22 protein-coding genes are annotated in these 26,458 nt (G+C 43.3%); 16 read left to right on the top strand and 6 right to left on the bottom strand.

Annotation, left to right across the window (positions count from 1 at the left end; translation table 11 throughout):
- Positions 1-12: 12 nt before the first annotated feature.
- Together B2W49_RS00690 and B2W49_RS00695 are read right to left on the bottom strand one after the other, a co-directional pair.
- Entirely contained in the window at positions 13-642 is a 630-nt protein-coding gene (locus tag B2W49_RS00690) for a class I SAM-dependent methyltransferase (RefSeq protein ID WP_291333572.1), read from the bottom strand.
- A 30-nt stretch (positions 643-672) separates the two neighbouring features.
- A complete protein-coding gene (locus B2W49_RS00695; protein ID WP_004973824.1) occupies positions 673-1,020 on the bottom strand; it encodes a carboxymuconolactone decarboxylase family protein in 348 nt (115 codons plus the stop codon).
- 294 nt (positions 1,021-1,314) lie between these two features.
- Here B2W49_RS00695 and B2W49_RS00700 point away from each other — a divergent pair, with 294 nt between their 5' ends.
- Complete coding sequence (locus tag B2W49_RS00700; RefSeq protein ID WP_291333575.1) at positions 1,315-3,522, top strand: OsmC domain/YcaO domain-containing protein; 2,208 nt, start codon at positions 1,315-1,317, stop codon at positions 3,520-3,522.
- Positions 3,523-3,670: 148 nt separating this feature from the next.
- Here B2W49_RS00700 and B2W49_RS00705 read toward each other — a convergent pair whose 3' ends face one another.
- Together B2W49_RS00705 and umuD are read right to left on the bottom strand one after the other, a co-directional pair.
- Positions 3,671-4,966 carry a Y-family DNA polymerase gene (locus B2W49_RS00705; RefSeq protein ID WP_291333577.1) on the bottom strand — a complete coding sequence of 432 codons (1,296 nt, stop codon included), beginning with the start codon at positions 4,964-4,966 and terminating at the stop codon, positions 3,671-3,673.
- 40 nt (positions 4,967-5,006) lie between these two features.
- Positions 5,007-5,621, bottom strand: coding sequence for a translesion error-prone DNA polymerase V autoproteolytic subunit (gene umuD / locus B2W49_RS00710; RefSeq protein WP_291333579.1), 615 nt, complete (start codon positions 5,619-5,621; stop codon positions 5,007-5,009).
- Positions 5,622-5,819: 198 nt separating this feature from the next.
- Here umuD and B2W49_RS00715 point away from each other — a divergent pair, with 198 nt between their 5' ends.
- Positions 5,820-6,074, top strand: a complete 255-nt coding sequence (locus B2W49_RS00715; RefSeq protein ID WP_291333581.1) for a hypothetical protein — start codon at positions 5,820-5,822, stop codon at positions 6,072-6,074.
- 444 nt (positions 6,075-6,518) lie between these two features.
- Positions 6,519-7,706 carry a phosphotransferase enzyme family protein gene (locus tag B2W49_RS00720; RefSeq protein ID WP_291333583.1) on the top strand — a complete coding sequence of 396 codons (1,188 nt, stop codon included), beginning with the start codon at positions 6,519-6,521 and terminating at the stop codon, positions 7,704-7,706.
- 646 nt (positions 7,707-8,352) lie between these two features.
- On the opposite strand, the gene B2W49_RS00725 is transcribed toward B2W49_RS00720, so the two are convergent.
- The gene (locus B2W49_RS00725) at positions 8,353-9,357 is read right to left on the bottom strand and encodes an ABC transporter substrate-binding protein (RefSeq protein WP_291333585.1); all 1,005 of its coding nucleotides are present in this window, start codon (positions 9,355-9,357) and stop codon (positions 8,353-8,355) included.
- Positions 9,358-9,367: 10 nt separating this feature from the next.
- Positions 9,368-9,946 carry an ANTAR domain-containing response regulator gene (locus tag B2W49_RS00730; RefSeq protein WP_070154220.1) on the bottom strand — a complete coding sequence of 193 codons (579 nt, stop codon included), beginning with the start codon at positions 9,944-9,946 and terminating at the stop codon, positions 9,368-9,370.
- A gap of 503 nt (positions 9,947-10,449) precedes the next feature.
- Here B2W49_RS00730 and nirB point away from each other — a divergent pair.
- The 13 genes from nirB (at position 10,450) to B2W49_RS00795 (ending at position 26,338) form a co-directional block, all read left to right on the top strand.
- The gene (nirB, locus tag B2W49_RS00735) at positions 10,450-12,996 is read left to right on the top strand and encodes a nitrite reductase large subunit NirB (protein ID WP_291333591.1); all 2,547 of its coding nucleotides are present in this window, start codon (positions 10,450-10,452) and stop codon (positions 12,994-12,996) included.
- A gap of 24 nt (positions 12,997-13,020) precedes the next feature.
- Entirely contained in the window at positions 13,021-14,631 is a 1,611-nt protein-coding gene (nirD, locus tag B2W49_RS00740) for a nitrite reductase small subunit NirD (protein WP_144723680.1), read from the top strand.
- A gap of 180 nt (positions 14,632-14,811) precedes the next feature.
- Complete coding sequence (locus tag B2W49_RS00745) at positions 14,812-17,589, top strand: nitrate reductase (protein WP_291333594.1); 2,778 nt, start codon at positions 14,812-14,814, stop codon at positions 17,587-17,589.
- Positions 17,586-18,212 (top strand): molybdenum cofactor guanylyltransferase, encoded by a 627-nt coding sequence (gene mobA / locus B2W49_RS00750; RefSeq protein WP_291333596.1) that lies wholly within the window; start codon positions 17,586-17,588, stop codon positions 18,210-18,212. Before B2W49_RS00745 ends, mobA begins: the two co-directional genes overlap by 4 nt.
- Positions 18,213-18,442: 230 nt before the next feature.
- Positions 18,443-19,468 (top strand): GTP 3',8-cyclase MoaA, encoded by a 1,026-nt coding sequence (moaA, locus tag B2W49_RS00755; RefSeq protein WP_004731028.1) that lies wholly within the window; start codon positions 18,443-18,445, stop codon positions 19,466-19,468.
- A 2-nt stretch (positions 19,469-19,470) separates the two neighbouring features.
- A complete protein-coding gene (locus B2W49_RS00760; RefSeq protein WP_291333606.1) occupies positions 19,471-19,737 on the top strand; it encodes a MoaD/ThiS family protein in 267 nt (88 codons plus the stop codon).
- 1 nt (position 19,738) lies between these two features.
- Positions 19,739-20,281: a molybdenum cofactor biosynthesis protein MoaE gene (locus tag B2W49_RS00765; protein WP_004646997.1), complete on the top strand. Its 543-nt coding sequence runs from the start codon at positions 19,739-19,741 to the stop codon at positions 20,279-20,281.
- 70 nt (positions 20,282-20,351) lie between these two features.
- Positions 20,352-21,275 (top strand): bifunctional molybdenum cofactor biosynthesis protein MoaC/MoaB, encoded by a 924-nt coding sequence (moaCB, locus tag B2W49_RS00770; RefSeq protein WP_216986047.1) that lies wholly within the window; start codon positions 20,352-20,354, stop codon positions 21,273-21,275.
- Positions 21,272-22,513: a molybdopterin molybdotransferase MoeA gene (locus B2W49_RS00775; RefSeq protein WP_291333630.1), complete on the top strand. Its 1,242-nt coding sequence runs from the start codon at positions 21,272-21,274 to the stop codon at positions 22,511-22,513. Before moaCB ends, B2W49_RS00775 begins: the two co-directional genes overlap by 4 nt.
- Positions 22,514-22,560: 47 nt before the next feature.
- Positions 22,561-23,325, top strand: a complete 765-nt coding sequence (modA, locus tag B2W49_RS00780) for a molybdate ABC transporter substrate-binding protein (protein WP_291333632.1) — start codon at positions 22,561-22,563, stop codon at positions 23,323-23,325.
- A gap of 6 nt (positions 23,326-23,331) precedes the next feature.
- On the top strand, positions 23,332-24,015 hold the full coding sequence (gene modB, locus B2W49_RS00785) for a molybdate ABC transporter permease subunit (RefSeq protein ID WP_034609008.1): 684 nt from the start codon (positions 23,332-23,334) through the stop codon (positions 24,013-24,015).
- Between the two features lies 1 nt (position 24,016).
- Positions 24,017-24,658, top strand: a complete 642-nt coding sequence (locus B2W49_RS00790) for an ATP-binding cassette domain-containing protein (protein ID WP_291333634.1) — start codon at positions 24,017-24,019, stop codon at positions 24,656-24,658.
- A gap of 330 nt (positions 24,659-24,988) precedes the next feature.
- Positions 24,989-26,338 (top strand): MFS transporter, encoded by a 1,350-nt coding sequence (locus B2W49_RS00795; RefSeq protein ID WP_148335040.1) that lies wholly within the window; start codon positions 24,989-24,991, stop codon positions 26,336-26,338.
- The last annotated feature ends 120 nt before the right edge of the window (positions 26,339-26,458 follow it).

A 26,458-nucleotide genomic window follows, 5' to 3' on the forward strand; every position in this document is an offset into this window, starting at 1 on the left:
AGATTCAGTCTTTTATTTCTGAATACGAATCGCAAATTGAATGACGTGGGATTTGCCCTGATGCAGTTTGCCTTCTGAGCGTTCTACATCGCCCACAAAGAAATGAATCAGATGATCGTGTTTAAAATGGCTTAAAAACTCGATAGGATCGTACAGCATTTCTACTGCACGTGGGCCGCCCGTTTTATATTCTAGCTGACGAGTAGAATACAGCTCACCAACAAATAAACCGCCGTTGACCAAAGTTTCGCGCACGCCATTTAACACTTTTTGCTGTGTTTCAGGGTTAAAGTGACCAAATACGCAAATCACGTTGTCATATTGATTCGCTGGCCAATTCACCTGACTTAAATCTTGCTTTCGTGTATTTAGACTTAAACCACGTTGCTGTGCATAGCCTTGGGCCTTATCTAAAGCAACTTGCGAGTAGTCCCACAAATCTGCTTCAAATGCTTGCCGATTGGCTTGTGCCAAAGCGGCCAAATATAACAAGTTACGACCTTCACCTTCGGCCAAGCCCAAAGTTTTGCCGTGAATAGACAGTTTTTGCGTAATGTCCTGAATGAACGCATTGGCTTGTTCACCATAAATATGGTCATGTTGGCTGTAGCGTTCATCCCATTCATTATGGATATTTAACATAGTTTCGACTCGGTAAATAATTTGATGCTGTTATTCGGCTGTAGATGGAGAAAACTCTTTAAATGCTGCCACGGCGTTTGCGGCATACATGAGTGATGGGCCACCGCCCATATAAACAGCAATACCTAAAATTTCATTCAATTCTTCAAAAGTCATGCCCATTTTGACCAAAGTTCTGACGTGAAAACCGATACAACCATCACAGCGTTGTGCCACACCAATTGCAAGCGCAATAAACTCTTTGGTTTTGGCATCAATTACGCCGTCTTTCATCGCAACTTGTGATAGGGCATTAAAGCTTTTAAGTAAATCGGGAGATTGTTCTTTAATGGATTTGATATTAGACGAAATTTCAGCAGTGAGTTCGGTATATTTCATGTTGTTTCACCATCAAGCAGATTAGAACCTAAAGACAATATACCATACATTTAAATATATTATGTTTGTATATATTAATTAGCAACTTTGCTTAAATTCAGTAAATCTGTATTTATAGCATTATCAATTCACCCAAATCACTTTATAATGTTGCCGCATATTCTGGAGTCGCTGTTAAATAGTTGCGATGACTTCAAACCTTATTTTTTAAGTCTAATTCTCCTCCTTGATTCGGCTTATAAATCAATATTCTAATTTTTTGTGTCTGAGTAGGCACAGACAATAGGTGCCTACATGGAAATTAAAGTCAATTATTTAGACAACTTGCGTCTTGAAGCTAAATTTGACGATTTTACTGTCATTGCCGATCAGCCCATCCGTTATAAAGGTGATGGCTCTGCACCAGGCCCATTTGATTATTTCCTTGCGTCATCTGCATTGTGTGCTGCATATTTCGTGAAGGTTTATTGCCAGTCACGTGATATTCCGACTGATAACATTCGTTTATCACAAAACAATATTGTCGATCCTGAAAACCGTTATAAACAAATTTTTAAAATTCAGGTGGAATTACCTGCAGATATTTCTGAAAAAGACCGTCAGGGTATTTTACGTTCCATTGATCGTTGTACTGTTAAAAAAGTGGTACAGACTGGCCCTGAGTTTGTGATTGAGCAAGTCGAAAGTATTGATGCCGATGCGCAAGCTTTGCTGATGCCAAACTTGACTTCATCTCATGCGACTTTTATTGAGGGTAAAGATTTACCGCTTGAAGAAACCATTGCCAATATGTCGGGTATTTTGGCAGATTTGGGCATGAAAATTGAGATTGCCTCATGGCGTAATATCGTACCAAATGTCTGGTCATTGCATATTCGTGATGCGCAATCGCCAATGTGTTTTACCAATGGTAAAGGTGCGACCAAAGAAAGTGCGTTGGCATCTGCTTTAGGTGAATTCATTGAGCGTTTGAACTGTAACTTCTTCTATAACGATCAGTTTTGGGGCGAAGAAATTGCCAATGCCGAGTTTGTGCATTATCCAAATGAAAAATGGTTTAAGCCTGGCCCAAATGGTGAATTGCCTAAAGAAATTTTAGATGAATATTGCCTAGAAATTTATGACCATGAAGATGAATTGCTTGGTACACATCTATATGACACTAACTCAGGCAATACTGAGCGTGGTATTTGTTCATTGCCATTTGTACGTCAATCCGATGGTGAAACGGTATATTTTCCATCAAATTTAATTGAAAATTTATATTTAAGTAATGGGATGAGTGCAGGCAACACGCTTGCAGAAGCTCAAGTGCAGTGTTTATCTGAAATTTTTGAACGTGCAGTCAAGCGCGAAATTATTCAGGAAGAAATCTGCCTACCTGATGTGCCGCAAGAAGTTTTGGCGAAATATCCAAGTATTGTGGCAGGTATTCAGGCTTTAGAAGAGCAAGGCTTCCCCGTATTGGTGAAAGACGCATCTTTAGGCGGTCAATTCCCTGTCATGTGTGTGACCTTAATGAACCCACGTACAGGCGGTGTATTTGCTTCGTTTGGTGCACATCCTAATTTTAAAGTGGCTTTAGAGCGTAGCTTGACCGAGTTATTGCAAGGGCGCAGTTTTGAAGGTCTGAATGACTTGCCACAACCAACGTTTAGCAGCAATGCAGTTACAGAGCCAAATAACTACGTTGAACATTTCATTGATTCTAGTGGTGTAGTGTCTTGGCGTTTCTTTAGTGCGCAGGCAGATTTTGAGTTTGTAGAGTGGGATTTCACCAACAATGGTCAATATAGCAATGTAGAAGAAGCCGAGGCTTTATTTACGATTCTGGAAGATTTGGGCAAAGAATCCTATATGGCGGTATATGAACACTTAGGTGCAACTGCTTGCCGAATTTTAGTGCCCGATTATTCAGAAGTGTATTTGGTGGAGGACTTGATTTGGGATAATACCAATAAAGCCTTGCTTTACCGTGAAGATATTTTGAATTTACACCGTTTGGATGACGCCCAACTTGAAGCCTTGGTTGAGCGTTTGGAAGAATGTGAGCTGGATGACTATACCGAAATTAAAACCCTGATTGGTATTGAGTTTGATGACAATACAGTTTGGGGACAACTGACCATCCTTGAATTAAAGCTATTGATTTATCTGGCATTAGAACAGTTTGAAGAAGCTAAAGATTTGGTCGAAGCATTTTTACAATACAACACTAATACCGTAGAACGTGGCTTGTTCTATCAGTGTATGAATGTTGTGCTTGAAGTTATTTTAGATGATGAAATGGATATTGCCGATTATGCAGTCAATTTCCGCCGTATGTTTGGCAATGAACGGATGGATGCGGTCATGGGTTCTGTTGAAGGCAGCGTACGTTTCTATGGACTCACCGAAACCAATATGCAGCTTGAAGGTTTAGATCGTCACTTACGTTTAATCGACAGCTACAAAAAACTGCATAAAGCACGTGCTAAGTTTGTCGGACTAAATGAAGGTTGATCTTGCTTAAATCAGATCATGTTCATCCAAATAATCATCACAAGAAGATGGTTGTTTGGATGAACGGTTTTATAAATATCCTTTCTTGATGTAACTGAAGTATATAGAAGCGCAATCAAAGACGAATCAGATCACAACTAAAAAAGCACTAATCGCCAAGTGCCAATAAGCCTTCCCAGCTAAAATAATTAGGGCTTAAATGGCTGCGCTGCATTGCCCACGTGCGGTCTTGTAATTTACATGCGCCAATAGCAAGTTTTTGCATACCATATTTATTTTTCACGGTATCTAATACCTGCTGTAATTGTTCCTGTTTTTCAATGACGTGCGTATCTGCAAGTAGGTCGGGAATATAGCCTTGCTTTGGCTCAAGTCCTGTTAAAATCACACCACATTTTTTAAAGACAATGCCTTCTTGAAATAGGGTAGAGATATGCTTCATGATGGCTTTGTTCATGATTAATGCAGAATCTGTTGGTTCATTAAAGGCAATAGTCACCGATTGATTGTAAAAAGCTTGGCGCTGATCAAAACGACTGGATTGCGCAAAAATAATCATACAGGAACATAAACTTTTTTCTTTTCTAAGCCTTTGCACCGCAGATTGTAAATAATCGCTCAGTGCTTCCGAAAGTGCATGAATGTCGGTGACTCGTTGTCCAAAAGAACGTGAGCTGATGATTTGCTGTTTACTCGCTGTGGTTTGTTCTAGTTCAATACACGGCGTACCTGTTAGTTCCAATATGGTTTTTTTCATTAAAATTGAAAATTTACGTTGCATTTGCTCAGGATCACTGATCGCTAAATCAAATACAGAATGAATCTTTAAAGCTTGCAATTTTTTTGCAAGTTTTCGGCCCACCCCCCAGACTTCAGCGACATCAATGTGTTGAAATAAGGCTTCTTTGCTACATAAGTCCATATGGAGTAAATTACACACGCCGTTGAAATAACTATTTTTCTTGGCGAGATGATTGGCCAGTTTGGCTTCAGTTTTACTGTGACCGATACCGACACAGACAGGGAGAGCCAGCCATTGCCATAAAGTTGCTTTAATTTCTTGCGCCCATTCATTTAAGTCGGTCTGAGAATATGAACTCAGTTCAATAAAGGTTTCATCAATTGAATAAATTTCAATGTCTTTTGCACTAACAAATTGTTGAATCGTATTATTAAAACGTCTAGACATTTCCGCATAGAGTGCATAGTTACTTGAAAAGACAGCAACATCATGTTGTTGAATCAATTCTTGAACTTGGTAAAAGGGCACAGCCATTTTAATGCCAAGTTGTTTGGCCTCTTCGGAACGTGATACCACGCAACCATCGTTATTGGAGAGCACCACCACAGGACGATGATTCAAATGTGGTTGAAACAACCGCTCACAGCTCACATAACAATTATTGATGTCAATCAGCGCAAAAATTTGCTTTAAAGGTTTCATGTATATTCTGCTTATTTGACTTTTATTATGGTGTGCTGGTTTAAGCCATCAAGTTTTTTAAGTTCCACGTCACCACCGCAAAGACTTCAAACGTTTGCCCATCTTTCAGGTAAATGCTGTCATAGTCGGGGCTTTCTGCTTTGAGCCAAGCTTCAGGCAAAGTGGCAGGGTCGTAGTCTTCACCAAAATGTTCAGCCAATTCACTTTTGGACATTTTGGCTGTAATCATCAGGCGTTTAATAGTCAGGTCTTTTTGGTCGATTAATGCAACCACAATGCTGCGGTGTTTGGCTTCTTTGCTACGATCTACCAATACAATATCGCCGTATTCAAGCCCTGCGTTTACCATAGAGGTGGTGCGTACCACATTTAAAAAGGTCGCATTTTCATTGGAAATGAGATATTCATTCAAATCAATATTTTTATCAATATAGTCTTGAGCAGGTGAAGGAAAACCTGCAGGAATGGATTCGACAGCAACTGGAAGCGGTAAAACGGTACGTTTGCAAACAGGCTGAAAGTCATATTCTTTCAGCAATTCTATCTGTTCTAGAATGGCATTCAAGGTTGGGCTAGGCTTACCATCCATACCCATGATTTTTTGTAATGACGCCCAAGCAGCATCAGAGAAGTAAATAGGTAACTTCTTAGACATGAGATTACTCCTACGCAACGAGGCGTGTTTGAAGTGAAATTTGATGTGTTGATAGCATAGCTGAAAATGTGAATAAGATTCAATCTGCCTGCATGCTTGATTGCTAGATATAGATAACACTCTACGATTGCATAGCTATACAAACACAATCCTTTAGGTTAGGATTTTTCTATTGCAGCAGCATATTTAAAGATTGGCGTGCATGTTGTTGAAGATATTTATTTATCGAATGAAAAAGTTGAATCTTTGCTGTTGGAATTCATCAATGCACAACTTGAACCTGAGTTTTTAATGCAGGATTTCATTAAACATCAGGGCTGGTCTTTGGCTGAATGTTTTAAGCAAAATACTGAACATGAAATTGACTTTGCGCAAATCAGTTGCCCGATTAAAGTCAAAGCAGAATATCAAAATCATCGTTTAAACGTCATTTTCTGGTTGAATTTCATCTGACCACGACGCTTTTTTTAATTATGAGCCAGAAGAAAATAGCGTGACTTATTTTCCTACATGATAAAAGATTTCATCTGACCGATAATATTTTTTATGATGCCTATATAGGTGAAAATTTGCAGGCTTGGTTGCAAAAAGATTCGTGATTTTACAAGCTAAACGTGAAATACAAGTGAACTCATTATCATGGTATGCAGATTATAATTTGCCTCAAATCACACAAAATATTGTGTCTTTTGTGAGTGAGGCTGCTTATTACACTGGTTTAGGGTTTAGATCAGATTGAAGATAAAGTGAATTTACATTTGCGACAAGCTAAGACCGTTAATTAAATAGCTCTGCATCCATCTAAAAATAATTGTTGGAGATGGATGACGGGGAATATATGACTACACAATGCTGATTAGATTTACACAATGCTGATTAGGTTAAGGAATATTGAAAATGACCACAATCACACCTAATTTAGGTCATGGCATGGGCAATGACTGGGAAAATAAAGATTGGGTTCATATTACAGTTCCAGAATTACACCACCTGCAACCTTATTATCCATGTTTGCAAGGGAGTGTTCAGATTCTGTGGTGTAGTCCACGCCCATTTTCTTCGGCAGTGTTGGTTGAAGTCATGCAGGCTTTAGCCAGTACAGGCCAAACAAATCTTTACCCCTATTTTATTAAGCGTAGCCATCGTTCATTTCGTCGTGCCCAAGATATTTTACAAGAGCATGCTGTTTTACAACATTTAGCCAGTAAAAACATTCCTGTTGCGACATTAATTAGCTCTAATTGCGGACAAACCGCTTTAGAACTGGGTGATTGGACTTATGAGGTTTATGAAAAAGCAGCTGGCTTTGATCTATATGTCGATCAGCAATCGTGGACGCCTTTTTTCTATACGGAACATGCCGCTAAAGTGGGTAGTTTACTTGCGAAACTGCATACCGCCATGCAGGATTTTCCTGAGTTACACGGCAGATCGACTCGTTATTTGGTCTCGAATCAGCAGCTTTTAGAAAGTGAAAATATTGTAACGGCTATTCAGCAACGTATTGATAATAGCCCTGAATTGAATCGTTATTTTGCCGATAAAAACTTAGATGCTGTTTTTTTAGAGCGCATATTCCAGACGCATCGTAAAATTAAGCATGTATTGCAGCAGGCGACTAAAATTTGGACGCATAATGATTTGCATGCTTCCAATTTGTTTTGGTCTACGCAAAGTGCCGATGCCAATATTACAGCGGTGATTGATTTTGGCTTATCGGATCGAAATTCAGCGCTGTATGACCTTGCGATAACGATTGAGCGTAACTTTATAGATTGGCTGGCTTTAGAACATACGTCACAAATTAGTATTGATGAAGCGGGTTTAAGCGCGTTTTTACAAGCGTATTGTGCAGAAATACACTCACAACAAGACTTTAGTATTCTGCCAGAACTGCTAAAAATTGTGCATTTGGATTTCGCATTTTCAGAACTTGAATATTTTGTCGGGATTACCCAAAACCTGAAACATGCCGATGCTGCTTATTATGATTGGATTGTTGGACATGTAAATTGGTTTTTTACAGAGCAAGGACAGAAATTTACCCAGACTTTTACTCGATTACTTCAACGCGAATTGTCATAATCTGTACAACTAAATGCCTCAAGCATCACCACTTTTTTAATGCAAGATTTTGTATGTACAATTGTAAATTCAAACAGAATATATTCACTGCGCCTTTAAAAATCTTCATTCTGTCAGCGCTGTGTTGAGAACCTTGGGTTGATGCAGAAAATGGTATTCAATAATTTGATACGATTGTCATCACAGCCAATGAAACCACGCCGTATTTTAGTTTTACAGTAAAGACTGAGGGTTTGCGTACAGATTGTTTACAAAAAGCGCCTGCCTCTATTTCTGTTATTACTGCAGATGCGATTGTCGATCAATTTAATTTATGGTTTGAATGTACAGCATAGCTCTGCTGCTGGAACAGGAGTACATTTAGAAATATTTCAACTGCCAATCATCACTATAACTGCTGAAAAGCAGGATGAACGTCATTCTTCATCTCAAGCGATTACACAGTTCAACCACAATTGACTAGGTCTTAATTGAGAAGTGTCCGTTTTAATTGGGGGCTATTACACAACATCAATTCACTGACAACCTACGTGTTAATGCTAACTGAACCTTACTGGGTTTACAACAGGCATTGAGCTAAATAGAACTTTAAATTAAAAAGCCCTGGAATTTTCTCGGGTCTTTTTTTATGGGAATATACAATGTATTAAACAGTGCTAGCTTCTTGTTGATAAATACAGGATTGTGCAATCTGTAGCTGATCCTCCACCGACAGATCAAGATTTTCCCATTTCTGCATCTGCTGCAGGAGCCAGATAAAATCATCGACTTTCGGTTCGGCACTTTCCCCAACAAAATTCCGGATAATATTCTTGATCTTGTAAAAGTCATAGACATGCCGCTGGGCGGAACATTCAAACTGAATAATCTGATAGTCCACCAGCATGTTCCATACTTCTGATAAATCACTGCGCTGCTTTAAATCATCCTGCGCTTTTTGTACTGCCTTGATCACTGCCTCTACGGTAAATGGATGCTGTTCTGCCCATTCCTGGGTCATGGCCAAGACTTTATCGGCAACTTTTGGAATGACATTCTGGCTCGCAGCGACGATAAAGCTATAGCCTTCAAGTTTGGCCTGAATATTCCAGGGTTCTCCCACGCAAAAACCATCAAATACCTGTTCTGCGATTCCTTTTACCATGGAAGGCGGTGGAGAGGTCATTAGCTGGATATTCTTGGCCAGTTGCGGATCAGTCAGCGCCAACCATTCTTTTAAGCAGTAATGGTGAATCGAATATTTATACACATAGGCCAGATGGATGGGATGATTCTGTTGTAAAGCCTGCACCAGTTTCTTTGAGGTACTTTTTTCATCATCCCCTGGCTGGATGCCGAGTTCATAACACAGATCTTGCCGCAGGCTAATAAAAGCCTGATTCACGCTCAGTACTAGAGGGGTTTGCAAAGCCACCTGTAACTGGTCTGTGCCCAAGGCAGCAGCGGGCAACATGGCGGACAGACAATGTGCAGCATCCAGAAAGCCATAGGCCAGACGGTCACGCAAACTTGACCAGGAGGCTTCACGGATTAAATTGATGGTTAATCCTTGCTCGGCAAAATAACCCTGTTTTTCGGCCCAGAGAATGGCCACACAATCAAGCAAAGGAATATAGCCAATATTGAGTTCAGTTTTTTCTAATGTGGACATATGCTTTTCCTTATTGGCCCAATAACAGCTTCTGTGCATCCAGTAAGCGTCTGGCCATTTCACCAATGGTAATCCGGTGACTCATGGCATTTTTACGCAATAAAGCAAAGGCTTGTTCTTCCGTTAAGGCATGTAGCTGGATGAGCAGTGCTTTGGCTTTATCAATATCTTTACGATCAATCAGCTTGTCCTGGGTTTCTTTTAAATCGTTCAGCAGCTTTTTATGCTTGCGAAACTGTTCAATTGAAATTTCCAGAATGCTTTCTAATTTGGTGGGATCAATACCATCGACAATATAGGCCGTGATTCCGGCATCAATCGCACTTTTGATGGTGTCTTTATTGGAGTTCTGGGTAAACAGCACGGTGGGAAGTTCATATTGGCTGACACAGCTTTCAATAATATCCCGATGCGGATGATCCATATTCAGCAGGATCACATCTGCATGAATGCCTTTGACATGCACCATATTCAGGTCATTCAGGATTAAACAGGCCACCACCTGAAAATCATGTAAAAGCAGGGATTCCTGGATGAATTGGGCACGCTCCAGATCATCATCAATAAGAGCAATTCGTAATTTGGACATGGAATATTTTCAAGTAAGGCCTAAGGAATATTCAAGCAGGATTAAAGCAAAAAACATGCCATTAAATTGGTGCATAAAATTTCGTTTTTCTGTTCAATTTAGTGCACAGCTTTAGGGATTTCAGCTGATGGCTGATCAAAATGAAGCGTTTAGGTAGATCATCTGCCTGAAACAAGGCATTTTTCTATTAAAAAAGTTGGCACGGTTTCTGCATTTATTAAATCGTCAAAGATGACTTTCAATACTAACAACGGCCAACGATGTCCGTTCTGATCGTAATTGCATTTTCAAAAAATGTGATTGGTATTTCGTTCAGCACAGGATAAATGACATGGTCAGTTGTTCAGCAATACAAAACGCACAAGCGTTTCAACCCTTCCTCCAGCATTACAAAGTGCTGGGTCGCGGTATTTACAACATATTCAATCAGCAGACATATCAATGCCTAGACGTGATATGTGGCTTTTTATCATCTTTAAAAAAACAATAGTTGGAGTGCAGATATGAAAATTCTCATGATTGGGCATGGCATGGTGGGGCATAAATTCATCGAATCTGTACTGGAACAGGCCGGTGATGACATTCAGCTGACCATTTTGGCAGAAGAGCCACATTTAGCTTATGACCGGGTACATTTGACCGAATATTTCAGCGGCAAGTCGGTCAAGGATCTGAGTCTGTGTCGTAGTGATTTTGCCGATGCTTATGGCATTGATTTGCGACTTAATACTAAAGCGGTTGAAATTGATCAGCTCCATAAAACCGTCACCACCAGCCAGGGTGATGTGCTGAGTTTTGACAAGTTGATTCTCGCTACCGGTTCTTATGCCTTTGTGCCACCAATCCCGGGCAATGACCGTCAGAATTGCTTTGTTTATCGTACCATTGAAGATCTTGATGCCATTCGCGCAGCCAGTCTGAATGCCAAAACTGGCGTAGTGATTGGCGGCGGCTTGCTAGGGCTGGAAGCAGCGAAAGCCCTGCGAGATCTGAATCTGGAAACCCATGTCGTAGAATTTGCTCCGCGTCTGATGGCGGTGCAGATTGATGATCTGGGCGGCCAGATACTGCGCTCTAAAATTGAAGACCTGGGTGTCAAGGTACATACTCAAAAGGCCACCTCGAGTATTGAAGATGGTGACAGCGCTCAGCATGTAATGAAGTTCGGAGATGGTTCGGTGCTTGAAACCGATATCATCCTGTTCTCGGCCGGCATTCGTCCGCGTGATGAACTGGCGCGCCAAAGTGGTTTACTGATTGGTGAGCGTGGCGGCATTATCATTAATGATTATTGCCAGACCTCACATCCGGACATTTATGCCATTGGTGAATGTGCACTTTGGGACAATAAAATTTATGGTCTGGTTGCACCAGGCTATGACATGGCGCGGATCGCGGCAAAACATGTCCTAGGCCAAGAAAGTCATGCATTCGCTGGTGCGGACATGAGTACCAAGCTCAAACTGATGGGCGTGGATGTTGCTTCTATTGGTGATGCACATGCCATGTCCCCAGGTGCTTTGAGCTATTTCTATGCTGATGAAGCCGCGCAGGTTTATAAAAAAATCGTGGTGTCAGCAGATAAGACCAAGCTACTCGGTGCGGTGCTGGTGGGCTGTGCCAAAGAATATAGCGATCTTTTACAAATGATGCTGAATGGTCTGGCTGTACCGGAGCAACCGGAAAGCCTGATCATGCCGGGCTTTGATCAGTCAACTTCCAAATCGGGTGGCAGTGGTGTCGATTTATTGCCTGACAGTGCGACCATCTGTTCATGTAATAACGTTTCCAAAGCGGATATCTGTTCAGCCATTGATGGTGGTGCAACTTCATTGGGTGCACTGAAAAAATGCACACAGGCTGCAACGGCGTGCGGTGGCTGTGCACCACTGGTAACGCAGGTTCTCAAATCTGAATTACAGCGTCAGGGTGTCACGGTGAACAATCACCTGTGCGAACACTTTGCCTATTCACGTCAGGAACTGTATCACCTGGTACGCGTGCATGAAATCAAGACATTCTCTGACCTGATTCAGCAACATGGGCACGGCATGGGTTGTGATATTTGCAAACCGACTGTAGCCAATATTCTGGCATCCTGCTGGAATGATTTTGTTCTGAAACCAAGTCATGCCGGTTTGCAGGATAGCAACGACTACTACCTCGGCAATATCCAGAAAGATGGTTCTTATTCGATTGTGCCACGTGTGGCAGGCGGCGAGATTACTCCGGATGGCCTGATTACCATCGGTCAGATCGCCAAAGATTATGGTCTATATACCAAAATTACGGGCGGACAACGAATTGACATGTTTGGTGCACAGGTACATCAGCTGCCTGAAATCTGGGAAAAACTGATCAATGCTGGTTTCGAGTCCGGACATGCCTACGGCAAATCCTTACGTACGGTGAAATCTTGTGTGGGTAGTACCTGGTGCCGTTTCGGAGTCGATGATTCTGTCGGCTTGGCGATTTTCCTGGAGAATCGTTATAAAGGCCTGCGTTCACCACATAAAACCAAAATGGCAGTATCCGGCTGTACCCGTGAATGTGCAGAAGCACAGAGCAAGGATGTCGGTGTCATTGCCACCGAAAAAGGCTGGAATCTATATGTATGCGGCAATGGCGGCATGAAACCGCGCCATGCTGAACTGCTCGCCTCGGATCTGGATACTTCCACCCTAATCAAATATATCGACCGCTTCTTTATGTTCTATATCCAGACGGCGGACCGTCTGCAGCGCACCAGCGTATGGCGTGACAATATGGAAGGCGGTCTGGACTATCTGAAAGATGTCATTGTGCATGATTCACTAGGCATTGCTGCTGAACTGGAAAACCGTATGCAGCATGTGATTGGCACTTATCAGGATGAATGGCGCACCGCGATTGAAGATCCTGAAGTACGCAAACGCTTTAAGACTTTTATTAATGCCAAAGCAGCCGAGCAGAATGACCCGCATATTCAGTTTGCACCTGTACGTGGCCAGATTCGTCCAAAGACAGAAGCTGAACGTGATTTAAACCGTATTCCAGTGGTTGAAGCCTAAATACCACAGTCAGGGAGAATGAAAATGACAATTTTAAAAGACATGAACGAACTGAACTGGTACGAAGTCTGCAATCTGGATGAGATCACTCCGAATACCGGTGTGGCAGCCCTGATTGAAGATCAGCAGATTGCAATTTTTCGCGTGGGTCAGGAACAGCGGGTGTATGCACTCAGCAATCAAGATCCATTTAGTCTGGCCAATGTCATGGCACGTGGCATTCTGGGTGATCTGCAAGGTGAGCGTGTAGTGGCATCCCCAATTTACAAGCAGCATTTCAGTCTGGTGACCGGCCGTTGTCTGGAAGAGCAAGACCAGAAATTACTGGTATTTCCAACCCGAATTGAAAATGGCAAAGTTCTGGTGAGTCCGACTCCACAAAAGACCTATATTTCCAGTAATGGTCAGAACACAGAGCGTTTAAAACTGGTACTGGTCGGAAATGGGCTGGCGGGTATGCGCTGTCTGGAAGACTTGCTGGATATGGCGCCAGATCGTTATGACATTACCGTGATTGGGGAAGAGCCATGGGGCAATTACAACCGGATCATGTTGTCACCGGTATTGTCTGGTGAGAAAAGCTTTGCAGAAATTATGCTGCATTCAGCCGACTGGTATGCCGAAAAAGGCATTCGATTCATCGCTGGAGATGCTGCCAGCTCTATCGACCGTTCACGTAAGCAGGTTCATACCGAAAAAGGTGAAATCGTTGCTTATGATCGTCTGATCCTCGCTACTGGTTCCAAACCCTTTATACCACCAATTTCAGGTGCTGAACTTGAAGGCGTGATTAGCTTCCGGGATATTCAGGATGTTAACCACATGCTGGATTACTGCAAAACCAAGCAAAATGCCGTCGTGATTGGAGGTGGGTTGCTGGGTCTAGAAGCAGCTTATGGACTGAAGCAGCAGGGGATGAATGTGACTGTGCTGCACCTGATGGATCGTATTATGGATCGTCAGCTGGATATGAAAGCCAGTCAAATGCTGAAAAAATCAATTGAAGATAAAGGCATCCGAATCATCACTGAAGCCAACACCGAAGAGCTGCTCGGTATAGACGGCCACGTGACTCAACTGCGTTTAAAAGACGGGACAGTGCTGGATGCTGATTTGGTAGTTTTTGCCGTCGGGATTCGACCAAATAAAACTCTGGCTGAACAGGCTGGTCTGCGCTGCAATCGTGGGGTGCTGGTGAATGACACCATGCAAACCTATGACCCGAGTATTTATGCAGTGGGTGAATGTATTGAGCATCGTGGTCAGACTTTTGGATTGGTTGAACCCTTATGGGGACAAGCCTTTATCTGTGCGACGCATCTGGCTGAACATGGCCGACTGACCTTTAAGGCACCGACTGTTCCGACCCAACTCAAGGTCAGTGGATGTGATGTCTTCTCGGCCGGAAATTTTGAACCTCAGGATGATTTTGAAGATATCGTGCTGAATGATGAAAAACGTCAAATCTATAAACGGATCATTATCCAGCAGGACAAGGTCATTGGTGCTGTGCTATTTGGCGATACCGAAGATGGAGCTTGGTATGCAGAACTGATTGCAGATCAGACACCGATTAGTAATATCCGCAGCAAACTGCTTTTTGGTCGGGATTTTGCATTAAAAAAGGCAGGGTAATCGGATCAATCTCCCAACCCCTCTTTAAACAAGAGGGGAACCTCTCTCCTTTATTAAAGGAGGGTTGGTGAGGATTAAAGCTTTTGAGACATAGAAAAAATTTAAATCAAACCTGTAAAAGCTAGATATCAGCGTTTTGGTGAAACAAGTGAATTTGGATGATTAAGGAGCACAGCAGCAATGAATAGTATTCCGGTTATGGAACTACATAGCTCTACTGAATCCCAAATAAAAACCACTCAGACAACCTGTCCTTATTGTGGAGTAGGCTGTGGTGTCATCGCGCACGTAAGCCAAACCTCGATGGGTGAAAAGGTTCAGGTTGAAGGCGATGTTCAGCATCCTGCGAACTTGGGCAAGTTGTGTATTAAAGGCAGTCATCTTGCCGATACACTTGGCTTAAAAACCCGGCTTCTACATCCGATGACAGGTCGAAATGAACAGCGGCAAATAAGTACTTGGGATCATACCATTTCAAGTATTGCCAATAAATTTCAGCAATGTATTGATCAGTATGGGCGCGACAGCATCGCCTTTTATGTCTCCGGCCAGCTTTTGACTGAAGACTATTATGTGGTGAACAAGTTTGTAAAAGGCTATCTCGGTACTGCCAATATTGATACCAATTCAAGACTGTGCATGTCATCTGCTGTGGCAGCGCATAAACGGGCTTTTGGCGAAGATCTGGTACCGGCCAGCTATACAGATTTTGAGCAGACAGAAATGGTGGTTCTGGTCGGATCCAATACCGCCTGGTGCCATCCGGTGCTTTATCAGCGCATTATGAAAGCCAAAGAAGAGCGGGATTTATTCGTGGTAGTGATTGATCCACGCTTTACCGCAACCTGTGAAGCGGCAGACTTACACTTACCCATTTTACCCGGTCAGGATGTCGCGCTGTTTAATGGCTTGTTGCAATATCTTCAGCAAAATGGCTATGCTGATCTTGATTTTGTTACGCGACATACGCAAGGTCTGGAGCAGGCGCTTGCCAGCAGCTTGACAGAGTCATCACTTGAAAGCGTGGCAAAACGTACCGGTATTGCTATTGAAAAATTAACCTTATTTTTTCAGAAATTTGCCCAGACAGAAAAAGTCATGAGCCTGTTTTCCATGGGCGTAAACCAATCCTCTCAAGGCGTAGACAAGGCCAATAGCATTATCAACTGTCATTTATTGACAGGAAAAATAGGCAAACCCGGTTCGGCACCTTTTTCCATGACCGGACAACCGAATGCAATGGGCGGACGGGAAGTCGGCGGGCTGGCCAATATGCTGGCTAGTCATCTGGATTTGGATAATCCGCAGCATCAGCAATTGGTGCAGGATTTCTGGCAAAGCCCAGTCATCGCGCGGCAGCCCGGATTAAAAGCGGTAGATTTATTTCAAGCGGTGGAAAGCGGAAAAATCAAGGCCATCTGGATTATGGCCACCAATCCGATCGTGAGTTTGCCCGATGCAGATCAGGTTAAACGCGCTCTGGAAAAGTGTGAATTTGTGGTGGTTTCCGATATTTGTCTCGACACCGATACCACGCAATATGCCGATGTACTGTTACCGGCACTGGGTTGGGGCGAAAAAGATGGCACAGTCACCAATTCGGAGCGCCGTATTTCCCGGCAAAAGGCTTTTTTGACGGCTCCGGGTGAAGCCAAAGCAGACTGGTGGGCCATTTCTCGGGTAGCTCAAGCTTTAGGTTTTCGCGGTTTTGACTTTAACAACAGTCATGACATTTTTCTGGAACATGCCCGTTTATCTGCCTATCAGAATAGTTCGCTTTCGCAACGTGAAGATACACCGAATTTTCGCTATTTCAACCTGCAAGGTTTAACTCATCTCGGTTTTGCGGAATATCAGAATCTAACACCGATTCAGTGGCCAGTCTGGGATAAGCAAGAAGTTTATCAGGTTGATCAACTATTTAGTCAAGGCCAGTTTAGCCATGCAGATGGCAAAGCCAGATTGGTGCCAACAGTTGCAGCCGATCCGGTACATGCTATTTCTGCTGAATATCCTCTGATCCTGAATACTGGACGCATTCGCGATCAATGGCACACCATGAGCCGTACCGGATTATCTGCCAGTTTGTCCCAGCATCGTGCCGAGCCTTATTGCGAGCTGCATCCGCAAGATGCACTGAAGTATGGCCTGAAAGATGCCGAGCTGGTCGAGGTGAAATCCGCTTGGGGAAGTTGTGTACTCCGTGTGCAATTTTCACAAAATATACGACGTGGCCAGATTTTTGCACCGATTCACTGGAACGACCAGTTTGCATCCGATGCGCGGATTGGCAAAGTGGTGAATCCGGTGGTTGACCCGATTTCCGGCGAGCCAGAATTTAAGCATACTCCGGTGATGATCCAGCCATTTTATACCCAGTGGCAGGGCGTGCTGTATGTACGGGAAGGCTTTGAACAACAGATCCAGACCATGATTGAAAATACGGTGTGGTGGAGCAAAATTCAAACCACTCAGGCCATCCGGTATGAACTGGCAGACCGGCGCCGTTTTTCTGATATCACCGGGCAGATCAAGAGCCTGTTAGCCTTTGATGATGAAAGCTTTGAATGGCTGAATCTCGAAGATCAAACGGCGCATATCAGTCATAGTGTGGTGCTTCAGGATGGCCAGTTAATTGCCAGTTTTTATATCGCACCGGCGGCACTATTGCCAGATCGTGACTGGGTGGCAGGCCTGTTTAGACGTGAACGTCTGAGTGCATTACATCGTAAAGCATTGCTGGCAGGTCAGGCCATGTCGATGGGAAATAGTGAAGGGCCATTAGTCTGTAGCTGTTTTAAGGTCGGTAAGAACCGAATTATTCAAACCATTAAAGATAAAAATATCACGCATGAAAAACAGGTAACTGCATGTCTAAAAGCCGGAGGAAATTGTGGTTCATGTTTGCCAGAAATTAGAGGCCTGATTAAAGCCTGCCAGACGGAGTACATAGAATGAAAAGAAGAGTGATGAAGACGGTGTCTTATCCGGAAACTGATGTGGTGATCCTGGCCGGAGGTTTAGCGCGGCGCATGAATGGCATCAATAAATTGCTGCACAAATTTGATGATGAAATCCAGCTCATTAAAATCCATCAGCAGTTGAAGTCCCGGGCAAGCAAAGTTTGGGTCAATAGTCATCGGGATCACTCCATTTATAAACGGATGATTCCTTCGATCGACTTTTATAAGGACGATGAACCCGGTTTTCAGGGACCATTGATGGGCATGAAGAGTGCTTGGTCACATGTACAATCTGATTATGTGCTGTTCGTACCCTGTGATGTGACCTATATTCCCAAAAAAGTCATTTCACGTTTACATCAGGCCCTGCAACGACATCCTTTATCTGAAGTGGCGGTAGTTGAAATCAATGAAAAGGCATTGTTTCCATTCTGTCTGATGAAACGCAGCAGCTTACCCACTCTTATACAACATCTTGAAAATGATCAGCACAGTTTAAAACTCTGTTTTGCTGACATGCACATGCAGCGGGCAAGCTTTAAAAATCGTGCCCTGTTTTTTCACAGTATTAATTCATTTGACGAGCTACAGCAGCATCAACAGCTTAACTTTCTCTAGCGTTTAAAATGCTAAAAGTCGAATTATCATATTCTGGTTCACCAAAATATTGCTTTTTTTATTTTTCGAGCGAACTTTTGGACTAAAAAAGAACAAATATTACCCATTAATATTCATTAAACATAAATTTGTGCAAAGTTGGAACACTTATTGCTCATTCATTGTGAAGAAATAGCGCAGTAAATCAAGACTGTTAAATAACCGTGCAGATCTCATCATGGACCGCAGCAATGAATAGCATGACAGCTTTAGCACCTCGCAGTATCTTTCAGGATCAGTTTGGACGCCAGAAACGTAAGTTGCGGATCTCGGTGACTGACCGTTGTAATTTCAAATGCAGCTATTGCATGCCTGAACATCCGCAATGGATGAATAAAAAAGATTTGCTCAGTTTTGAAGCCCTGTATGCTTTTTGCGAGTTTATGGTGCGACACGGGATTGAGCAGATCCGGGTGACGGGGGGCGAACCGTTGATGCGCCAAGGCATCGTTCATTTTATTGCCCGCTTACAGACATTGAAAGCAATTGGCCTGAAACGTATTTCCATGACCAGTAATGGCCATTATTTAGCAGATTATGCTCAACCGCTTAAACGCGCAGGACTCGATGATCTGAATATCAGTCTGGATAGTCTTGATCCAAAGCAGTTTCAGCAACTGACCCAAAAACAGTTACAGCCTGTACTTCAAGGTATTTCTGCCGCACAGCAGGCAGGTTTGACCGTCAAGATCAATAGTGTGCTCATCAAAGGCATCAATGACAATCAGATTATTCCTTTGGTGAAATGGGCACAGCATCAGGCTATAGAACTGCGTTTTATTGAGTTTATGCCCCTCGATGGCGATCAGAAATGGAATCCGTCTGATGTCATCAGTGAGCAGGATATCCTGGATCAACTGAAAACTGAATTTGATGTCCAGGTATCTCAAGGACAAGGCGCCAATCCAGCCCGTGGCTATTTGGTCAATGGGCAGCCTTTGGGGATTATTTCCACCATTACCCATTCATTTTGCAGTGATTGTGACCGTCTGCGCCTCAATGCCCAAGGTGAATTTTATAACTGTTTATTTGCCAGACAAGGCCTGAACCTTAAGGCAGATATCGAACAACTGGCGCTGGATCATTTCGCCACACAGACATTTCAGCACAAGCTCCACGCTTATATCTGGCATAAAGAAGCCGGTTTCCATGCGATCCAGCAATCACCAATACAAAAGCCGATCCGAAAAATCAGCATGCACAGCATTGGAGGATAAATATGTCACTCACTCAGCAAAAATTAATTCATATCAGAATAGAAGCCTTCGGTGCGATTGAACGACAAATTCCCACAGATTTAAATTTGCAATGCGAGTCTGAAATTCAGGTTTCTGAAGTCCTGAACCAGTTGCTATCCCTCTATCCCGATATACAGCCCATGCTGGAACGTTGTGCCTGTGCAATCGGTGAAGACATTATTTCCAGACAGAATGTTTTAAATCGTGACAGTACGCTGGTGCTGTTATCGCCAGTAGCAGGAGGCTGAGATGCAACTCAAGTCACTAAAACAATTTGCCCGAATCCAGCAGACTGCTTTTAGTCTGGAGGATTTTGATGGTATCCAGCATTTTCCGGAATGTGGTGGAATCGGCATCTTTGTCGGAACAGTACGTAACCATCATCAGGGGAAAGCTGTGCGTGCCCTGAAATATACCGCCTATGCGCCTGTGGCTGAAAAAATGATTCGTGAAATTGAACAGCAGATCCAGATCAAATACCAGGTGTCTTATGTGCGGGTAGTGCACCGTATTGGTGAGCTGGAGGTTGGGGAAACAGCCATTATTGCTATGGCTTATGCGGCCCATCGTCGTGAGGCCTTCGCTGCCTGTGAGGAAGCTGTGGAACGGGTGAAGCATGAGGTTCCGGTCTGGAAAGAAGAGTTTTATCTGGATGGTAGCAGCCAGTATGTGGAAGGCTGTTGTATTCGAAAAGATCATGGACCTGAAACTAATCACTCTCATCATGCAGAAGAAGCACATTGTCACCATCACCATGTAGCAGAACACGCTTGCCAATCACCATCTAATTAAATGCGTCCAATGAGGATGCATAAGATGAATCACTTTAAAACAGATTTTAAAAATTAGCCTGGGATGAATCATGAAAAATGTAGGGATGAAAGCAGAAAGTTACCGTACAGCAATTGCCACTGGAATCCTGCATGCACCGCCACATTGCATTGAGCTGCTACGTAATGGCAATACTGAAAAAGGTGATGCCCTGAAAACAGCACGCATTGCCGGCATTCTAGGTGCCAAACGGACCGATGAGCTGATTCCATTGTGCCATCCATTACCGATTTATCGTGCCGATGTGGAATATGAACTGTGTGATGCACATGTCGAAATTATTGCTACTGTTGAAACCATTGGACCAACTGGTGTGGAAATGGAAGCTTTGACAGCGGTCAGTCTGGCAGGTCTGACCTTGTATGACATGCTGAAGCCGCATTGTGAACCGGAAGATTTGTCGCTGGATCAATGCAGGTTGCAGCAGAAAAAAGGCGGAAAATCACATTTTACCCGCATACTTAAAGAGAGTCTGTCCGCTTCGGTTATTGTGCTGTCCGATACGGTTGCAGCAGGCAAAAAGCCGGACACTGCCGGACAAAACGTAATGGAAATTTTAAAAGAAGCCAATTTTGATTCTATTAGTTATCAGGTTATTCCCGATAGCCCAGAACAGCTCTTGACCCTGATTGAACAGCAGAAAAATCAGTATCCGCTGATTCTAACTGTGGGCGGTACTGGCTTAGGTCCTAAAGACCTAACGGTTGAAACCCTGCAACCTTTGCTGCAACGGGAAATTCCCGGCTTGATGGAAGCTTCACGTAGTTTTGGGCAAAAACGTACCCCTTATGCGGCATTAAGTCGTGGCGTGGCGGGCTATATTGAGAACAGTCTGGTGATGACCTTGCCGGGAAGTCGGCAGGGGGCGAAAGAATCCCTGATCGCGGTGCTTCCAGCGTTGGTGCACTTATTTGATGTGCAAAAAAACATTCCACATGCGGGAGGTTATCAATGAATCAGGCACTATCACATTCAGCCTGCGGTGCTGAACCGGGACTGATTTCTGTTGATCAGGCACTGCAGATGATACTTGAGCAGACGCATATCCTGGTAACTGAAAGCCTGCCGCTTGCTCAGGCTCTGAATCGCTATCTGGCAGAAGCGATTGATTCGGCCATTCCATTGCCGCTGTTTTCACAAAGTGCTGTAGATGGCTATGCGCTTTGCAGTCCAGAAAATCTTAGGACTCACAGCACTTTTGAACTCATTGGAGAAATTCGGGCAGGGCAAAGCACTGAAATTGAACTACGACCAGCTCAGGCAGTCCGGATTTTTACCGGTGCCAGGATTCCAGCAGGAACTACAACGGTCGCCCGTCAGGAAATTGTCGAATACCATGCCAATCAAATCATTATCACAACAGACCTAAAACCTCATACGGATATACGTGATGCAGGCGAGGAAATCGCACAAGGACAACGTCTGGCAGATGTAGGACAAAAACTGCATGTAGGTGCAATTGCAGCTTTAAGTATGGCAGGTGTGAAGCAGGTTTTAGTCTATCGTTATCCTAAAATCGCTATTGTGATTACTGGAGATGAAGTCGCTTCCAGCATTGAAGACCTGAATTCCGGAAAAATCTTTGACGCCAATGCTCCACTGATTCAGGCCTGGTTTCAGTCACAGGGTCAAAACGTAGATATTCTGCATGTGCCCGATTGTGAGCCCGAACTGCAATTATTACTGAACCGACTCAAACACCAATACGATGTCATCTTGACCACAGGCGGGGTTTCGGTGGGTGATTATGATTTCATTCGCCCTGTTGCCCTGGAGCAGGGTTTTGAGCAGATTTTCTGGAAAGTGAAGCAGAAGCCCGGAAAACCGATGTTATTTGCCAAGTATCGTCGAGATGATCAAGGTTACTGTTATCTCTTGGGTCTACCGGGAAATCCGGCTGCCGTGTATGTCGGGATGCAAATCTATACGGCAACTTTACTGAATGCCTTACAAGGGCAAAAGCAGTCACCTGCATGGTTGAGTGCGGTAATGACGCATGACTTGAAAGCGGATGCACGTGAACGCTTTTTAAGAATGGCTGCCGAATTTGATCAGGGCACTTTAAAGCTCAAGAGCCTGGCAAAACAACAGTCGCATATGTTGATTAATCTGATGCAGGCCAACTGTCTGGTCCGTATTCCGGCAGGAACAGAAATCCAGGCTGGGCAAGTGGTACAGGGTTTGCTGATTTGAAATGCCTGTCGCAATTTTCAATATTCGAATCACATAGAATGAGAAAGATGGATTTATTCAAAGTTCTACTCACTGGCGTGCTGTTGACTAGCCCCATGCTGTATGCCGAAACAGTTAAAATATATGCCGCAGCCAGCCTGACCAATGCGATTACTGATATTTCCAGACTATATGAGCAACAGCATCGGGACATCCAGATCGTTCCGGTTTTTGCTGCGTCTTCGGTATTGGCGAAACAAATTGCGGCGGGAGCCAGCAGTGATCTATTTTTCTCTGCAGACCTGGACTGGATGAATGATCTGATCAAGAAACAAAAAATTCAGATCGGTCAGATTCGACCTATGCTTTTGAATGAACTCGTATTGATTAGTTCTATTCAGCAAAAAAATCATTTTAAAATGTCAGCTGACTTTAATTTTGCTAAAGCCTTTCAGGGTTATTTATGTACCGGACAAATGGAATCGGTGCCTGCTGGAAAATATGCCAAACAAAGCTTAACCGGGCTGGGCTGGTTGAATCAGCTTCGAGGCAGAATTGTCGGTACGGATAGCGTTCGTTCAACTCTCGCATTTGTAGAACGTGGCGAATGTCAGGTCGGCATTGTCTATAGAACCGATGCCTTGATGAGTAAAAAAGTCAGAATTTCGGGAGTATTTCCAGCCAGTACACATCGTCCGATTGTGTATCCGATTGCTTTAACCCGGAAAGGCCAGAAAAATCAGGCAGCAATCCAATTTTCTGAATTTATCCAGACGAGTCCAAGGGCCAGGCAGATTTTCCAGAAATATGGTTTTAAGCTCAAGGTTCCATAACTAATGATGCTTACACCAGAAGAATTGAATGCCTTGATGCTTTCAGCCAAAGTGGCGGGCTTTGCCACAGCAGTGTGCCTGCCATTTGCCATTACCGTGGCATGGTTGCTGGCACGTTATGAATTCAGGGCCAAATTTCTCGTAGAGGCAATATTGCAGATGCCTATGGTGCTACCGCCGGTAGTACTGGGCTATCTTCTGCTCCTGCTATTTGGTCATCAGGGTATGCTGGGGCAATATCTACATAAATGGGGAATTCAGCTGATATTTAACTGGAAAGGTGCGGTACTGGCAGCAATGATTGTGGCATTTCCTTTAATGGTTCAACCAATTCGCTTGTCTTTTCAAATGATCAACCGGCAGTTAGAACAGGTGGCAGGATCTTTGGGCGCCACACCATGGCGGGTATTCTGTAGCATTAGCCTGCCTCTGGCTTTGCCTGGAATTTTAATCGGCAGCATTTTATGTTTCAGCCGCAGTCTGGGAGAATTTGGTGCCACGATTACCTTTGTTGGCAATATTCCAGAAGAAACCCGTACCATTCCCATCGCCATTTATAGCCTGTTACAACAGCCTGATGGAGAAAGTATGGCTATGCGTTTGGTCATTTTATCTTTGATTCTGGCTTTTTCAGCCTTGATTGCAAATTACTGGATCATGCAGAAGTATCAACGTAAATTGGAGGGCTAAGATGCTGAAGTGTGATTTTCAGTTTAATTACGCAAATTTCCAGCTACAGGCCAGTCTGGATATGCAGACACAATTGATTGGTATTGTGGGAGCCTCAGGAAGTGGGAAAAGCACCTTTTTAAAAAATATTGCAGGGCTATTAAAACCATCACAAGGCTTTATTCATTTTCAGCAAAAAATATTATTTGATCATCAGCAGAAACTGAATATTCCTGTTCATCAAAGAAAAATTGCCCTGATTTTTCAGCAAGCCCTACTGTTTCCGCATCTGAATGTCATGCAGAATTTGAAATATGCAGAACAGCTAAATATAAAAAATAAAGGTCAGCAGAAATTTACGTTTGAAGACATTGTGGAGCTACTCGAATTAAAGGCTCTGCTTCGGCATCGGGCGCATCAGCTTTCTGGTGGACAGGCACAGCGCGTTTCTATCGGTCGTGCACTTTTATCTTCTCCCGACCTATTACTTTTGGATGAGCCTTTAAATGGACTGGATCAAAAGCTGAAAAACCAGATTTTACCTTTTCTGAAAATTGTGATTCATCAAACAGATTTACCCATGATTTATGTGACTCATCATGTAGATGAAGTAGCGTATTTACAGGCGCAGGTGCTGCATTTTGAAAAGGGAAAAATTATTTGATCCAGTACTGCACCGATTTAAACCAGCAATGACTCCGAGCAGGTCATCCTCTCGCTTTTTTGCTAATAATGCCTCAGAAGCTATCTATTTTTCTCTCTATTTTTAAAAATGAAAAGTCTAATTTAAGAGCTTAAATATAAATTATTTTATATAAAACAGTATCTTATTTTATTTTAAAAATAATCTGGCATGACCTATGCATATATCTAATTAAAGTCAAAGAAGACTCTACATTTGTATGACGGCCAATGACGTCCGTTCTGATCGTTACTGATATGCCTTGTGCATCACAGTGACTTAAATACGTTCAGTTCTGGTAAGGAAATGGCTATGTCTTCAAATACAAGTCTCAATAAAGCAACAAAAATAAGTCTATTTAACTTCAGTAGTTCAGCGATGCGGGCCTTCCATATGAGTTGGCTCGCTTTTTTTGTCTGTTTCTTTGCATGGTTTGCCTGTGCACCTTTAATGCCTGTCATTGCCGGTGAATTCAGCCTGACCAAAGAGCAGATCGCCAATATCAATATTGCCGCAGTCGCCATTACCATTCTGGTGCGTCTGATCGTGGGGCCGCTGTGTGATAAATACGGTCCGCGTAAAACCTATACCGCCTTATTGATTATTGGCAGTATTCCGGTGTTTGGTGTGGCGTCGGCCAACAGTTATGAATCTTTCTTGTTTTTCCGTTTATTGATTGGCGCCATCGGTGCCAGTTTTGTCATCACCCAATATCATACCAGCATCATGTTTGCGCCAAATGTGGTGGGAACGGCAAATGCAACTACAGCAGGTTGGGGGAATGCCGGTGGCGGTGCGACTCAAGCCCTGATGCCTTTAATGCTGGCTGCTTTGGTCATGTTCGGTGTAGAACAGGCGATGGGATGGAGAATTGCGCTTCTGGTGCCGGGCATTCTGATGATAATTGTCGGTGTACTGTACTGGAAATTCACCCAAGACTGTCCACAAGGCAATTTTAAAGAACTTCGTGCGCAAGGTATTTCTGTCGGTAGCGATAAAAAAGGCGGCCTTGCCATCTTGATGCATGCCGCACGTAACTACCGTGTCTGGATTCTATTTGGGGCTTATGCTGCCTGTTTTGGTATTGAAATTTTTATCCATAATATTATTGCCTTGTACTTTGTCGACAACTTTCAGTTTGGCCTAAAAGAAGCAGGCATGGCAGCCGGGATTTTTGGTTTACTGGCATTGTTTGCCCGTGCCTTGGGAGGTATTGTTTCAGACAAAGTCGCGATTCAAAAAGGTCTGGATGGTCGAACCAAAGTTCTGTTTGCCTTGATCATGCTGGAAGGTCTGTTTCTTATTCTGTTTTCGCAAATGAATAGCGCGACCTTGGCTATTATGGCGATGACTATATTTGCCTTGTTTACTCATATGGCATGTGGTGCAACCTATGCACTGGTGCCTTTTATCGACCGTGATGCCTTGGGTGGTGTGGCCGGTATTATTGGAGCAGGTGGCAATGTCGGCGCGGTAGCTGCAGGTTTCCTGTTAAAAGGCATGCTGGATATTCAAACCACCCTGATGGTACTGGGTGGCTTGGTGGTGATTGCTGCAAGTTGTGTGTTGATGATCCGCTTCTCTGTCGAGCATAAAGAAAAAGAACAGCGTTTATATGAACAGGCCGTGACTGAACGCCATCTGGCAGAAGCACAGCAATAACACTACATTCCTGATTTAAAATGAATCAACAAAAAGGAGGCGAATTCAAACATGAGGTGCGACAGTCTGAAAAGTCTTATGATAATCAACAAGCTGAGCAAATTTCTCTAATGGTGTAAG

Origin of the sequence: Acinetobacter sp. UBA801 (assembly GCA_002296655.1) — a bacterium.
In the GTDB taxonomy this organism is placed as follows: domain Bacteria; phylum Pseudomonadota; class Gammaproteobacteria; order Pseudomonadales; family Moraxellaceae; genus Acinetobacter.

What these genes read in the sequence shown, in the direction of transcription:
- B2W49_RS00690 (WP_291333572.1), bottom strand. Translation starts at nt 642, where the DNA reads ATGTTAAATATCCATAATGAATGGGATGAACGCTACAGCCAACATGAC.
- modB (WP_034609008.1), top strand. Translation starts at nt 23,332, where the DNA reads ATGCTTACACCAGAAGAATTGAATGCCTTGATGCTTTCAGCCAAAGTG.
- moaA (WP_004731028.1), top strand. Translation starts at nt 18,443, where the DNA reads ATGAATAGCATGACAGCTTTAGCACCTCGCAGTATCTTTCAGGATCAG.
- moaCB (WP_216986047.1), top strand. Translation starts at nt 20,352, where the DNA reads ATGAAAAATGTAGGGATGAAAGCAGAAAGTTACCGTACAGCAATTGCC.
- mobA (WP_291333596.1), top strand. Translation starts at nt 17,586, where the DNA reads ATGAAAAGAAGAGTGATGAAGACGGTGTCTTATCCGGAAACTGATGTG.
- B2W49_RS00720 (WP_291333583.1), top strand. Translation starts at nt 6,519, where the DNA reads ATGACCACAATCACACCTAATTTAGGTCATGGCATGGGCAATGACTGG.
- B2W49_RS00725 (WP_291333585.1), bottom strand. Translation starts at nt 9,357, where the DNA reads ATGTCCACATTAGAAAAAACTGAACTCAATATTGGCTATATTCCTTTG.
- B2W49_RS00695 (WP_004973824.1), bottom strand. Translation starts at nt 1,020, where the DNA reads ATGAAATATACCGAACTCACTGCTGAAATTTCGTCTAATATCAAATCC.
- B2W49_RS00745 (WP_291333594.1), top strand. Translation starts at nt 14,812, where the DNA reads ATGAATAGTATTCCGGTTATGGAACTACATAGCTCTACTGAATCCCAA.
- B2W49_RS00775 (WP_291333630.1), top strand. Translation starts at nt 21,272, where the DNA reads ATGAATCAGGCACTATCACATTCAGCCTGCGGTGCTGAACCGGGACTG.
- B2W49_RS00765 (WP_004646997.1), top strand. Translation starts at nt 19,739, where the DNA reads ATGCAACTCAAGTCACTAAAACAATTTGCCCGAATCCAGCAGACTGCT.
- B2W49_RS00790 (WP_291333634.1), top strand. Translation starts at nt 24,017, where the DNA reads ATGCTGAAGTGTGATTTTCAGTTTAATTACGCAAATTTCCAGCTACAG.
- B2W49_RS00705 (WP_291333577.1), bottom strand. Translation starts at nt 4,966, where the DNA reads ATGAAACCTTTAAAGCAAATTTTTGCGCTGATTGACATCAATAATTGT.
- nirD (WP_144723680.1), top strand. Translation starts at nt 13,021, where the DNA reads ATGACAATTTTAAAAGACATGAACGAACTGAACTGGTACGAAGTCTGC.
- B2W49_RS00795 (WP_148335040.1), top strand. Translation starts at nt 24,989, where the DNA reads ATGTCTTCAAATACAAGTCTCAATAAAGCAACAAAAATAAGTCTATTT.
- B2W49_RS00700 (WP_291333575.1), top strand. Translation starts at nt 1,315, where the DNA reads ATGGAAATTAAAGTCAATTATTTAGACAACTTGCGTCTTGAAGCTAAA.
- B2W49_RS00760 (WP_291333606.1), top strand. Translation starts at nt 19,471, where the DNA reads ATGTCACTCACTCAGCAAAAATTAATTCATATCAGAATAGAAGCCTTC.
- B2W49_RS00730 (WP_070154220.1), bottom strand. Translation starts at nt 9,946, where the DNA reads ATGTCCAAATTACGAATTGCTCTTATTGATGATGATCTGGAGCGTGCC.
- modA (WP_291333632.1), top strand. Translation starts at nt 22,561, where the DNA reads ATGGATTTATTCAAAGTTCTACTCACTGGCGTGCTGTTGACTAGCCCC.
- umuD (WP_291333579.1), bottom strand. Translation starts at nt 5,621, where the DNA reads ATGTCTAAGAAGTTACCTATTTACTTCTCTGATGCTGCTTGGGCGTCA.
- nirB (WP_291333591.1), top strand. Translation starts at nt 10,450, where the DNA reads ATGAAAATTCTCATGATTGGGCATGGCATGGTGGGGCATAAATTCATC.